Genomic DNA, 13,283 nt, shown 5'->3' with positions numbered 1-13,283 from the left:
AATAAAAATTTAATTATTCCGAGTAAGAGTTCCTCCCTTTTGGGGAGGCTAGGTGGGGCTGGCATTTACATACATATTCCGTTTTGCAAGCAAGCCTGTCATTATTGCGATTTTCATTTTTCTACTTCACTTAAAAAGAAAGATGAATTGGTTAACGCTTTGGTAAAAGAATTAGAATTACGTAAAGATGAGTTAAAAAATCAAAATGTTGAAACCATTTATTTTGGAGGAGGCACACCAAGTTTATTGACGATTGATGAATTACAATTTTTAATTTCAGAAGTTTACAAAAATTACCAAGTTGTAGAACATCCAGAAATTACTTTAGAAGCGAATCCAGATGATTTATCTGAAAATATAATAATTCAACTGTCTAAAAGTCCAATTAACAGACTTTCCATAGGCATCCAATCTTTTTTTGAAGCCGATTTAAAACTCATGAATCGTGCACATAACGCCGAAGAAGCTAAAAAATGCTTGTCTCTAGCAACTCGCTACTTTGAAAATATTTCAGTCGATTTAATCTACGGCATTTCAGGTTTAACTAACGAAAATTGGATTAAAAATATCGATACCGTTTTAGGTTTTAATATCCCGCACATATCAAGTTATGCGCTAACCGTTGAGCCTAAAACAGCTTTAGATTCTTTTATAAAGAAAGGTGTGATTGATAATGTTGATGATGATTTGGCTCAAGAGCAATTTCATATTTTAATAGAAAAACTAGAAGCTTCAGGCTTTGTGCATTATGAATTATCCAACTTTGGAAAACCTGATTATTTCAGTAAAAACAATTCAGCCTATTGGCAAGGGAAACCTTATTTGGGTATTGGCCCGTCGGCACATTCCTTTAACGGAAATGAGCGGGGTTGGAATGTGCGAAACAATTCAAAATATATAAAATCGTTAGAAGTTAATATACTTCCTATTGAAACGGAAGTGCTTTCATTAACCGATAAGTATAATGAATATATCATGACGGGTTTGCGAACGGTTTGGGGTGTTTCATTAGAAAAAGTGGAGCGAAATTTTGGACTTCAGTATAAAAGATATCTTTTGGAACAATCTGAAAAATATATTAACGAACATTTGTTGTATATTGATGGGGATAAATTGTTAGTCACCAAAAAAGGTAAATTTTTAAGTGATGGAATTGCTTCAGACTTGTTTAAAATTAATTTAACATGATTGCAAACATTCAATATAAGTCTAAAAAATATCAGATAGATTTATCTAAACCGTTAGATATTTCTATGACCTTAAGTGCTTCGGAAAATAATGTAAACACTTGGTATTTAGATGATCCGAAAATAGAACCCGTTAAAAAGGAAGACTGGATTGGGAGTGTAAAGGCGGGGGCATCGATTAATTTTAACAACATTCAATTCAATCCGCATGCACATGGAACACATACCGAATGTATGGGGCATATTACAAAGGAATTTCATTCAATAAATAAAAATTTAAAACAGTTTTTCTTTACGGCTGAATTAATTTCGGTTGCCGCAGAAAAATACATGAAAGACACTGTTATTTCAAAAAAACAAATCGAATTACTTTTGAAAGATAGTACGCCAGAAGCGTTGGTAATTAGAACGATGCCAAATACTAAAGACAAGAAAAAAAGGCATTATTCAAATACCAATTGGACTTATTTAACCGAAGAAGCGATGGTGTTTATTCGTGAAAAAGGCATTAAACATTTGCTTATTGATTTACCTAGCGTAGATAGAGAAAAGGATGGTGGCAAACTGTTGGCACACAAAGCGTTTTGGGATTTTGATGGCAACCAAAGGTTAGATTGCACCATTACAGAGCTTATTTATGTTGCCAATAAAATTGAAGATGGAAGCTATATGTTAAACCTTCAAATTGCCCCTTTTAAAAATGATGCGTCGCCAAGCAAACCGATACTTTATAAAATACTATGAAAACAACTTTAAAACTCGAGGAACTGCTTATGTTCGTTTTAGGCATTTTGGCTTTTAATCAATTAAATTTTGCTTGGTGGTGGTTTTTGGTTCTTATTTTAACACCAGACATAGGTATGTTAGGGTATTTGGTAAATTCTAAAGTTGGGGCATTTTTCTATAACATTTTTCATCATAAAGCATTGGCTATTATTATTTACTTAATAGGGATGTTTTATGAAAATGAAAAGATTCAGTTAATTGGAATTATACTTTTTTCCCATGCTTCATTTGATAGAATATTTGGTTATGGTTTAAAATACAACTCATCGTTTCAAGATACACATTTGGGAAAAATTGGAAATAAATGATTGATATTTCAACAGATAAAAGCAAGCTTCAAATTGATATGATTCATCAATTTTTAACCAATTCGTATTGGGGAAAAGGTAGAACTGTTGATGAAGTAAAAAAAACCATTGAAAATTGTTTGTGTTTTGGAGTTTATTTAGATGAAAAGCAAATTGGTTTTGCGCGAATAGTGACCGATTACACCGTTTTTGCGTATTTAATGGATGTGTTTATTTTACCAGAACATAGAGGGAAAGGCTATTCTAAACAACTAATGAAAGCCATTAATGAAGAACCAAAATTACAACCCTGTAAAGTTTGGATGTTAAAAACAGCTGATGCCCATGGCTTATATAAACAGTTTGGGTATTCTGAATTAAAACATCCAGAAAAAGTGATGGAACGCATTTTAACTTAGTTTGGTATTTGCTAGAAGAGTTTTTTGTATGGATGCAAAAATTTCTGTTTAAAATGTTAACATTCCATAAAGTGAAAGGACTAAAGGTAAATTAATCACACATAAAAATAAAAAAAATGACTTTATTCACACTGTTTTTAAGCTCTATTTTAATGCTATCGTGTAGCAACCAAGAGCCATTATCGCAAGAAGAACTAGCATCTGTCCAAACATCAGTTAGTATCGAAACATCTGCCAATACTGCTAAAACATCTGCAGAAGAAGAAAGCGGCTATCTTTATGGCATTGAAGTGTATTATTCAAGTGCAGAGATTGAAGTTGAAAGATTGGGAACACTAAAAACAAAACTCGTAGCCGAATTAGAAAGCGGCAATAAAGGGGTTATGGAACAAATAGAAAATATTCAAAAAGAGATTGAAAAATTAAATAGGTTTAAAGAATCCTTAATCGCCATAAAAAAACCTAAGGGACCTGTTGGTCCAATGCCACCACAACCTTGCTTTGTCGATAACAAAACAAAAAATTGTATCCCTAAACTAACAATTACAGCTAAAACAGCGATTGTTTTAGGATCTGATTTAGTTGTTTCTGATGTCGCAATTAGCGACCAAAAGAATCAAAAAGTTAAAATGGAATTTCTTCCAATTAAAGATTCTTTTGGGCAAGTATCTTTTCAAATAAAATCGGACTTTAAAGGCGAAGGCACTATGTACACTACTTTTAAAACCAAGGTGGTTGGAACAATAACAATACCAACACCTATTATTAGACAGTAAATTACTTAAAATAAGTATATTTAAGCTCTCCACAAAAAGGAGGGCTTTTTTTATGAAGTATCTTGTTATGCTCCTTATTTGCATCGTTTCATGTTTTCCATGTGTAAATGCGCAATCTGCTGAAGTGGAACAAATGTATGGTAAGGCTATTCATTATCATTATACTAATAAAGATAGCGCCTATTATTACTATAAAAATACTATAAGTTTAGCCGATAAAAAGAATGAATTAGAATATGTGCTTAGTGCATATCTATATTTGATGAATGCCAATGGATACTATTATGATTTAAAAAACTATCAGAAAAATTTAAAAAAAGAAGATAGTCTTTTACGGCATGATGCGCGTTTTAAAAGTTTAACAAACATTAATTACTATAAAGATTATTTACTTTTCGATAAAGGTAATTATCATTATAAAATTAAAGATTATACCACTTCTAAAACCCACTTTCAAGAGCTTTTTACCAAGCTAAATAAGATTCCTGAAAACAAACGAACCAGAAATGATTTGTCTACTTTATCTAGCTTATACAGTTTTTTAGGTGTTATTTATAAGCATACGGGTAAATATGAATTGGCAGAATATAATTTAAAAAAGGAAATGGAATTTGTAACCATATCTAAAGATAGTATTGAGGAATGGGAATCTTCCATTATGAATTCCAAAAAATTACTTTCTCAGGTTTATGAGGATAAAAAGGATTTTAAAGCTGCAAACTTATTGTTAACCGAAGCTTTATCGTTTTATAAATCCAAAATTAAAGATCCCAGTTATAAAAACAGAATACTATCAACCTATTTGTTGTTGGCTAAAAACTATATACAGCAAAATGAATTTCAATTGGCTATTGAAACCTTAAACGAAAGTGCTCGTTTTTATTCAGAAGATAATCCGTTCTCAAGAGAAGTAGATTTAATTTATGGCGATGCATATTTAGGGCTTAAAAACTACTCCAAAGCTGTTGATTATTATCGGGATGGACTTTCAAAAATAAAAAAGTATCGTGAGTATCAAAAGCATCAAGATATTGCTATAGGCTATGCAAAATTAGGCAATGTGTTTATAAAACAACAAAAAATATCGGAAGGCTTGGAACACTACCAAATGGCATTAATTCAATTGGAAAAAAAGTTTGATGATTTAAATTATAACTCAAACCCCAATCCTGAAAAAGCACTTTCTAAAAAGGTTTTGGTTACTATTTTAAGAGAAAAACAGAATGCTTTATTTGAAGCTTATACCATAACCAAAAATATTGAATATTTAAAAAAGGCTAATAAAACTTCTAAAGCTATCATAAAAACATTGGATGTTTTACGACCAGAATTTGAAAGCAAATTAGATAAAGAATTTTTGGTGAATGAAACCTATCCTAGCATTCAAACTATGGTTCGTATTTCATATGAATTATATAAAAAAAGTAATGACAGTAGGTATATTGATGATGCTTTTTACTTTATGGAAAAAAGTAAAAGTATCGCTTTATTAGAAGCACATAGAAATGCAGAAGCTACTAAATATGGAAATATACCCAACCAAATAATTAGTGAAGAGCAAATTTACAGAGCCAAAATTGCGCATTTAGATGAAGAGATTTTCAACTCAAATCTAAAAGAGAAATCAGTATTCGTCGATTCACTGTTTGCAACTAAAAAAAAATATTATGAGTATATCGCTAAAATAGAACAAGATTTCCCAAAATATTATGGTTTAAAATATAAATCGAGTGTTATTTCGGCTGCAGAATTAAAAGGAGAATTGAAGGCTAATCAATCTGTTTTTAGTTATTTAGTTACAGAAGATGCCATATATTTAACAGTTTTAGCTAAAAATAAAGATGCTTTTTATAAGTTCAAATTTAATGAAACCCTTAAAAACACCATCTCCGATTTTTACAGGCAACTTTCAAAACCCAATATAGACGATAGAACGGCTTATAGTAAAAACAGCCATCTTATTTATAATGCTATTTTAAAACCTGCTTTACAGAATAGCAAGACTACAGATATTGTAATTCTTGCCGATGATGTATTGAATTATATTCCTTTTGATGTACTACAAACCGATGTTAATAATCAGCAATCGTATTTACTATCAAAATATAGTATTAGTTACGCCAGTTCTGCGACCTTATTGCAAGAACAAAATAAAACAAAGGTAAAAGGACGTAATAAGTTGATGGTTTTTGCACCACATTTTAACGAAACGATTTCAGAAAAAAAAGGAAATGCAGAACGGTTTGATATGAGTCCATTAGTTTATAATGGAGAAGAAGCTAAAAACATTTCGGCATATTTCAAAGGCAGTATTTATGATGGAAAACGGGCGAGTATCGCAAATTTTAAAAACGATTTAAGTGGTTTTAATTTGATTCATTTTGCAACTCATGCATCGGCGAATGATGAATTTCCTGATTATTCCTATTTAGCTTTTGAAGATATTGATGAGTCTTCCAATTTATTGTATGTAAAAGATCTGTATAATTATCAAATAGATGCCGATATGGTGACTTTAAGCGCTTGTCAAACAGGTTTTGGAAAATTGCAAAAAGGAGAAGGTATGTTAAGTTTAGCACGTGGGTTTAATTATGCGGGTGTGCCATCGATAGTGACTACTTTGTGGAAAATAAACGACCGAAGTACTTCTGAAATAATGAAATCTTTTTATAAAAATTTAAGTGATGGATTAAGTAAAAAAGAAGCATTAAGGCAGGCAAAATTAAGTTACCTAAATGCCAATGACGATGCGCTTTTAAGACACCCTTATTACTGGTCTGGTATTGTAATTACTGGTAATACGATGCCTTTAAATAATACTAGTTATGTTTTATGGGTAATTTTAGCGCTTGGTGGATTACTATTTTTATGGTTGGTTTACAAAAAATTATTTAAACTCATTAAGTAGTTTTTTCGCTTCGGAAGACTTATAGGTTCCATCTGTAATTACTTTTTTTAATGCGATTTTTGCGTTAGGTTTATCGTCTATTTTTATGTAAGCTAATGCTAAATACCAAGTTGTTTTTTCGGTTAAGGTGTCTTTAGTTTTAAGGTGCTCTAATAACAAAGGAACGGCTTCATTGGCTTTGTCTATTTTCATTAATGCATTGGCTTTATAGAACAAATAGTAAGGCTCTTTGGTATCGCTAAACAAATCTGTAAATAGTTGTATTGCTTTTTCATACTCACCTTTCTCGTAAGCTAGAAAAGCAAGTGTTTTTTTGTCTTGTTGGTCACTTCCTCTTTCCAGTGGTTGCACCACATTGCGGTAGGGTTCAAAATAGCTGGCAAAAAGCTCATTATTAGAAGCTTTTTGGTTCATAGTAAAAAAGTAGCTTAAACCTAAAAGCACTACAATACTGGCAGCTGCTAGCCATTTAGTGTACGAACGTTTAGGTTGAGGTTTTTCAATTTTGGCTTTCGATTCTAATTCTGAAATTAAATTTCTAAAATTAGCATCATCCTCTTTTTTAATAGCCTTTTTTAAATTGGATTGTAAAGTGAGTTCTTTTTCAAAATCTTTGTCGTTTTGTAAAAGTTCATCCACCATTAGCACTTCTTCGGGAGAAAGTCTGTTTTGTAAATATTTTTCAATTAAATCTTCTTGCTTATTCATAGGTTACGCTTTAATCATGTCTTTCAGGCTTTTTAAGCATCTCGATTTTTGGCTTCTCACAACGCTGCCATCGGTATAATCTGTATGCTCAACAATTTCATCTATACTTAGTCCCCTAGAATAGAATAAGGTTAACATGTCTTGGCATTTTTTTCCTAATTTTTTAAAATAGGTTTGTAATAATATTTGTTCATGGCTAAGTTCTTCTTCGGTTTCAGTAGAAACTAATTCAATGGTATCATGAATGCCAAGTTTAGAAGGGTTGTATTCTGTAGTTTTCTTTTTTTCTTTCAGCAAATCATAAATCATAAACTTTCCAATCCCGAAAAGATAGGTTTTTAAAGAGCTGTTTACGTTACCAAGTTTACCATTTAAGGCATGTTTTCGCAATGCTATAAAAGCCTCTTGGTAAATATCACAAAGGTCATCATAGCTCAGTCCGTATTTCTTTCCAAAATTTAAAAAGGCATCTCTATTAGCATTATAGAGTTTACTCACCTCTTTTTGGTCGCTATTTATTAGATGATTTATATCGTTTTTTTCCATCGGCCTTTAGTAAGCTCAATCTATAGGTGTATTTATTAGAAAGTTTTTTTTTAATAGAAATGTTAACATTCATATTTAAAATTCCACTAAAGATAAATGAAAAATATAAGTACTCATGAAAAAATTAATTATCCACGTCATTTTTCTGTTTGCGATAATAGGAAATGTACATCAAGTAGAGGCCCAATTTCTTAAAAAATTAGGTAAGCGAGCGGAAGATGCCGCTAAGGAAGCTGTTCTTAGAAAATCTGAACAGAAAGTTAATCGCGAAACCGAAAGAGCCATGGATACCATTTTAGATGGTAATAAGGGTAAAAGGAATAAGAAAACTAAATCGTCTAAACAAAACGAAGAAACCAATGAAAATGATGAAATTTCACAGGAAGAAAACTCGGAAAACGATTTTGGAGTCTATAGCAATTTTACGTTTATTCCAGGAAACAAACTTTTGTTTTACGATGATTTTGCAGCAGACGCCTTAGGTGATTTTCCCGCCAACTGGGAAACAGGTGGCTCTGGAGAGGTGGTAAACCTAAAAAACTCTGATAGTAAATGGCTTTCCATTGTGAGGAGGTCCGGGTATTTACCAACCATGAAAAATGCACTTCCAGAAAATTATACCATAGAATTTGATTTGACCAACAATGGCTACTATGAAGGTAAATCGAGCAGTAAACTCATGTTTGTATTCATGACTAAAAAGGCCTATGCTGGTGGTAGTGGCGGCACTTTAGCTGAAGTAGAATTGCAGCTTTCTCACAATGGTTTCAAAGTAAGTAGCGTATCCAATTTTGGTGGTGAACTTGACATAAGAGTTGCAAGTTCTCTAGATCGAAACATGCCCGAGTTTATAAACAATACGGTTCACATTTCTATTGCAGTGAACAAAAAAAGATTAAGAATGTGGGTAAACGAGGAAAAAATGGTGGATTCCCCTAACTTAATTCAGGCGAATATTGGCAGGTATTTTATTATTCAAGCGATGGATGTTTTACCTGAACAAGGACACTTTGTCGGCATCAGTAACTTTAAAATTGCTGAATCTACCGAAGATTTACGCTCACTACTTCTTAAAAACGGAAAATTCAGTACTACGGGAATCTATTTTGATACGGCAGCAGCAACTGTAAAAAAGGAATCATATGGTATATTATTAGACATCGCCAATATGCTTCGCGATAATGATGATATCAACTTACAAATTATTGGGCATACCGATAATAAAGGAGCAGAAGATTATAACCAAACACTTTCTGAAAAAAGAGCGGCCGCTGTTAAGGAAATTCTTGTTGAAGAATTTGGTATTAGGGAAGACCGATTACAGTTCAAGGGTAAAGGAGAAACTGAGGCTGTAGACGACAATGCCACCGAAAAAGGCAGAGCCAATAACAGAAGAGTAGAATTTATTAAGATTTAAAACTAAGAAAAAATGGAAACGACAGAAAATAAAACCGTAGTAGTTAACGAAGGTAAAAACATAGCCATTATAGCCTATATCACCTTTATAGGATTAATCATCGCCTTTGTGATGAACAATGAAAAAAAAGAGCCTTTTGCATCCTGTCACATTAAACAATCTCTGGGTTTAGCGCTTACAGGTTTAGCGTTAGGGGCCATTGGTATGATTCCCATTTTAGGATGGATTATTAATCTAGTTGGCATTTTTGTGCTCTTATATATGTGGATTATGGGTTTGATGAATGCTATTAATGGAAAAGAAAGTACAGTGCCTTTTTTAGGAGAGAAATATAAAGAATGGTTTAAAAGTATTTAAAAATAGACACAAATGAAAACACAAATAAAATTACTCGCACTGTTACTAATCTGCTTCAGTTATTCATGCAGTAAAGATGATGATGCCTCTGATAAAGAAGAATCGGTAACCGATGTATATGCAGTTGGGTATGAATCTGACGGCACAAAAAATATAGCTAAAACATGGAAAAATGGAGTGGCAACCTCTTTAACTAATGGTGCCAACGATGCCAATGCAGCATCAGTTCATGTTGTTGGCGAAGATGTTTATGTAGCTGGTAATGAAAATAATGTGGCTGTAATATGGAAAAATGGAATTAAAACACCACTCACAGATGGCTCCAGACCAGTATTTGTTTTTTCAGTATTCGTATCAGGAAGCGATGTTTATGCTGCTGGTATGGAGGTTTTTCCTCTTAGCAATGGCGAAAGATATACGGCAAGATTATGGAAAAATGGCGTTGGGATAACTTTAAATGAAAATAAAGAACATGCTTGGGCGACTTCGGTTTATGTGCACGGTAATGATGTTTACGTTGCGGGCTACGAAGCAGACCCAACAACTAAAAAATTTGTTGCTAAAATATGGAAAAATGGCATGGCAACAGCCTTGACCAATAATCTTTCAGGTTCAACGGCTAGTGCTGTTTTTGTTTCTGGAACCGATGTGTATGTGGCTGGCTCAGATTTTATAAAAGGTAAAAGCGTAGCCTTTATCTGGAAGAACGGCGTTGCAACACAACTATCAAACGGAACCACCGACGCTACAGCTACTTCGGTGTTTGTATCTAATAACAATGTGTATGTAGCAGGTTCCGTCAATGATCCCAATCAAAACAGAATCCCTACACTATGGAAAAATAATTTTCCAACAAAGTCTTTCACTAAGGGAATCGACCCGAATGCAAATTCGGTTTTTGTAATGGACAACGATGTTTATATAGGTGGTAGTGAAACGAAAGTGGCAACTATCTGGAAAAACGAACAAGCCATTAAATTAACGGATGGTACCTATAAGGCACAAGTTAATAGTGTTTTTGTAACCAAAAAATAAAATAAATTCTTATGAAAAATTCAATTAAAATTTTAGCGGCAATAGGCATTGTTTTCCTACTATCATTTTCAGCACAAGCACAAACAGATGATTGGACTGGAGAATGGAACACTAAGTTTGGAAAAGTAACCATAACAAAAAATGGAGGTGAATATTCCGGTTTCCTTCCAAAGGGAAAATTAACACAAATTAGGGTGCAGGATGGCTCGCTTATAGGTTTTTACTCGCGTTTGGCTCCAAAATTTGACAAAAGCAGTCTTGGAAAAAAAGGAACATTCAAGTTTACACTTTCTGCCGATAAGAAAAAATTTGATGGGTATCATAAATCGGATACTGATGAAAGATGGAGTTCGGTAAATTGGAATGGGGTAAAAGTTTGGGGAATGGTTATGCCTGTCATTGTATCTAACAACTTGCCTACAATAGTTACACCCTCTTGGACAGGAACTTGGAAATCTACAAATGGGGATATCTTTAAAATATTGGATACCGGTAATGCGAAAAATAATATGACATACGTATATGCAAAAATTTCTGTCAAAGTAGATGGTGTTATAAAAAGCTATGATGTAAAAGGATTGTTCGAAAACGATACACCCGAGGTGTTCGAAGGCACAATATATCGTGATAATGGCTGGGATGTGGGTTATATGACAATTGAATATGGTGCCTTCAAAATTGATGATTGTACAGGGTATATGTGGTTTGGAGGAGATACAAAACATCCAATCTCTGCACATAGGACTTCCTCGGCAAAACCAACTGTAAAAATCTTCTAAACTAAAATAAGATGCGTAACCTATTCCTCTTTGTAGTTTCACTCTTTTTGTTTTCGTGCAACGAAAGCAAAAAAGAAAAAGATGGCTTTATTGATGGTATTTTAGAAGATTTCTCAAAAATGCCAGATTCAGTAATCCAAAAAGGCTTTGCTATTTTAGATACCATACAACTAAAACCAGTTGAAGATTTGGTAAAAGAATTGCAGCAAATTCCAGACCTTCAAGAAATTGGCGTAGGAGACGAATTGTTAAGTTTTAGGCTTAAAAATGGGCCAACCATGTTAATAAAACTTAAAGAATTTTCATCTATTACAAAAGGTGGCACAGGTAGTTCTGCAATACCTCCAATGATGATATTAAATAATACAGTTGCAGCTCAAAACAATGCCAATGTGGTTGGCGCACAACGCGGAGAAAATAGGCAAAACAAAAAAGCATTGGTATTAGCGCCTTACGAATGGCAATTTGGAGCATCTAGCGATGCATTAGTACCATTGGAAAAATTAAAATCAAATAAAAATTATAGGGGCGGAATTACTTCAAAATCCAATCCGAGTAAAACGAATCAACTAATTACTATTGAAGATTATTTGTCTTTTAATGATTATGACCTAGTTCATTTAGGGACTCATGGGTCCCAAACATGCAATGTAGAGGGAGAAATAATCACAATGACCAGTAACTGTCATACTTATATAGCGAGCGGAATAACCTTTAAAACAAAAGAAAGAAGCAGGGAACTACGAGAGCAATTTAAGAATGTTTCTGGCTTAGCATTCACACCAACTGAAATTTTTTTAACACCAGCATTTTTCGCTGCAGCTTATCCTAATGTAAATAATAAGCTCTTTGTTTACAGTGCTTGCCAGTTAGGTCAGCGTGGCGATATAGAAAATGTTTTTGAAAGCATATTGCAAAACGGACAACTTTTTTATTGGCAAAACAATGTAATAGCTGCAGATGCCAAAAAAGCATTTGGAAGTTTGTACGATAGAATGCTGCAATATGGAGAAACTGCTCCCACGGCATTTGAAAATGTTCCTGATGTGTTAAAAAAGAATTTACGCACATTCGAGAGCGAAGAAAAGAGAGGTGATTCTATTGAGGTTTACACCTATTTAAAAATGGCAACCAAAGGCAATGCTATGCATATTATAGAACCTATTAGTTTTATAGATGAAAAAACAAAAAAAGAATTACAAGAAGGTACAGTATATCCTTTTGAAGGTGTTTTTGAAGACGACCGACCTGAAGAAGCCAGTTTTACTCTAGAATTTTTGGGCTACACTGCACAAGAAATGGAAGAAAAAAACATGAGCTTTTCCTTAAAGGTAGATGGCACAACAGTGCTAGATCGTGTTCCTTTTTTACCTGATAACGACCCGTATGATGCCATAGATGTTACAACGGGTAAAAACGAAAAAACAACCCTTGTTACTTTTAAAAGAACGAAGTTAAAAAAAGATCTGAAAAAAAATAGTTCTGTAAAACTAGAAGGCTTTTTTCATTTTAGCGAAGAAAATTATGGCTATCAAAGCATAAATGTGAGCACGGGAAGTTCCGATATGCGTATTGTTATGAAGTCATCAGACGCATCCATAACTATGTTTTTTGATGCAGATAACTATGCACTTAAAACAACCTATCCAGAACAAAACCAAACTTTATATTCAGACGAAGAAGGCTACATCTATATGAACGCTCCAGGAAAAGGTTGGATGAAAACCAAGCTAATTCAAATGTTTGGTGCCGTAGCGCAACTTGCACCCATAAATATGGACTTTGCGAGCCTGAAGATGAATAAAGGATCGGTAATGCATAAAATTCCCGCCTTTGCAGCTGAGGTTACTATTTCTATGCTGGAAAAAGAACCGAAGGCGAAAAAGATTAGTGGCGGTATTGGTTCCAAAAAAACAGTTTTTATTTATGAAGGAAGGCTTACCATCACTTTTGATAGTCAAAAAAGACTAGAATCGCTAGTTGAAACTGGAACAGGAATATATTATTACTACGAAGAACAGCAGATTACTTTGCCTAAAGCTCAAGTTTTCTCTATTCCCTCATTTAGTAACTAAAAA

General features: G+C 33.3%; 13 protein-coding genes. 11 read left to right on the top strand and 2 right to left on the bottom strand.

What is annotated here, in order from left to right:
- The first annotated feature begins 39 nt into the window (after positions 1-39).
- The 6 genes from hemW (at position 40) to EV196_RS00720 (ending at position 6,363) form a co-directional block, all read left to right on the top strand.
- A complete protein-coding gene (gene hemW, locus EV196_RS00745) occupies positions 40-1,188 on the top strand; it encodes a radical SAM family heme chaperone HemW (RefSeq protein ID WP_132214972.1) in 1,149 nt (382 codons plus the stop codon).
- Positions 1,185-1,931 (top strand): cyclase family protein, encoded by a 747-nt coding sequence (locus EV196_RS00740; protein WP_132213887.1) that lies wholly within the window; start codon positions 1,185-1,187, stop codon positions 1,929-1,931. Before hemW ends, EV196_RS00740 begins: the two co-directional genes overlap by 4 nt.
- Positions 1,928-2,281 (top strand): DUF4260 domain-containing protein, encoded by a 354-nt coding sequence (locus EV196_RS00735; RefSeq protein ID WP_132213885.1) that lies wholly within the window; start codon positions 1,928-1,930, stop codon positions 2,279-2,281. The genes EV196_RS00740 and EV196_RS00735 overlap by 4 nt, the downstream gene beginning before the upstream one ends.
- The gene (locus EV196_RS00730) at positions 2,278-2,679 is read left to right on the top strand and encodes a GNAT family N-acetyltransferase (RefSeq protein WP_132213883.1); all 402 of its coding nucleotides are present in this window, start codon (positions 2,278-2,280) and stop codon (positions 2,677-2,679) included. Before EV196_RS00735 ends, EV196_RS00730 begins: the two co-directional genes overlap by 4 nt.
- A gap of 116 nt (positions 2,680-2,795) precedes the next feature.
- Positions 2,796-3,455, top strand: a complete 660-nt coding sequence (locus EV196_RS00725; RefSeq protein WP_132213881.1) for a hypothetical protein — start codon at positions 2,796-2,798, stop codon at positions 3,453-3,455.
- A gap of 52 nt (positions 3,456-3,507) precedes the next feature.
- Positions 3,508-6,363, top strand: a complete 2,856-nt coding sequence (locus tag EV196_RS00720; protein WP_132213879.1) for a CHAT domain-containing protein — start codon at positions 3,508-3,510, stop codon at positions 6,361-6,363.
- Here EV196_RS00720 and EV196_RS00715 read toward each other — a convergent pair.
- Both EV196_RS00715 and EV196_RS00710 read right to left on the bottom strand, forming a co-directional pair.
- Positions 6,343-7,071 (bottom strand): tetratricopeptide repeat protein, encoded by a 729-nt coding sequence (locus tag EV196_RS00715; RefSeq protein ID WP_132213877.1) that lies wholly within the window; start codon positions 7,069-7,071, stop codon positions 6,343-6,345. The genes EV196_RS00720 and EV196_RS00715 overlap by 21 nt on opposite strands.
- Before the next feature lie 3 nt (positions 7,072-7,074).
- Positions 7,075-7,617, bottom strand: coding sequence for an RNA polymerase sigma factor (locus EV196_RS00710; protein WP_132213875.1), 543 nt, complete (start codon positions 7,615-7,617; stop codon positions 7,075-7,077).
- Positions 7,618-7,732: 115 nt separating this feature from the next.
- Here EV196_RS00710 and EV196_RS00705 point away from each other — a divergent pair, with 115 nt between their 5' ends.
- From EV196_RS00705 to EV196_RS00685, 5 genes are read left to right on the top strand one after another with little or no spacing between them, the layout of a single operon-like run.
- A complete protein-coding gene (locus tag EV196_RS00705; protein WP_132213873.1) occupies positions 7,733-9,034 on the top strand; it encodes an OmpA family protein in 1,302 nt (433 codons plus the stop codon).
- Between the two features lie 12 nt (positions 9,035-9,046).
- A complete protein-coding gene (locus tag EV196_RS00700; protein ID WP_132213871.1) occupies positions 9,047-9,391 on the top strand; it encodes a DUF4870 domain-containing protein in 345 nt (114 codons plus the stop codon).
- 12 nt (positions 9,392-9,403) lie between these two features.
- Positions 9,404-10,426 carry an LVIVD repeat-containing protein gene (locus EV196_RS00695; RefSeq protein WP_132213869.1) on the top strand — a complete coding sequence of 341 codons (1,023 nt, stop codon included), beginning with the start codon at positions 9,404-9,406 and terminating at the stop codon, positions 10,424-10,426.
- Positions 10,427-10,437: 11 nt separating this feature from the next.
- Positions 10,438-11,205: a hypothetical protein gene (locus tag EV196_RS00690; RefSeq protein WP_132213867.1), complete on the top strand. Its 768-nt coding sequence runs from the start codon at positions 10,438-10,440 to the stop codon at positions 11,203-11,205.
- Positions 11,206-11,216: 11 nt separating this feature from the next.
- Positions 11,217-13,280 carry a hypothetical protein gene (locus EV196_RS00685; protein WP_132213865.1) on the top strand — a complete coding sequence of 688 codons (2,064 nt, stop codon included), beginning with the start codon at positions 11,217-11,219 and terminating at the stop codon, positions 13,278-13,280.
- Positions 13,281-13,283: the final 3 nt, after the last annotated feature.

Origin of the sequence: Mariniflexile fucanivorans (genome assembly GCF_004341235.1) — a bacterium.
Taxonomy (GTDB): Bacteria; Bacteroidota; Bacteroidia; order Flavobacteriales; family Flavobacteriaceae; genus Mariniflexile; species Mariniflexile fucanivorans.
Note: the sequence above shows the minus strand (reverse complement) of the source record. Positions and strands in the feature narration are given on the sequence as shown.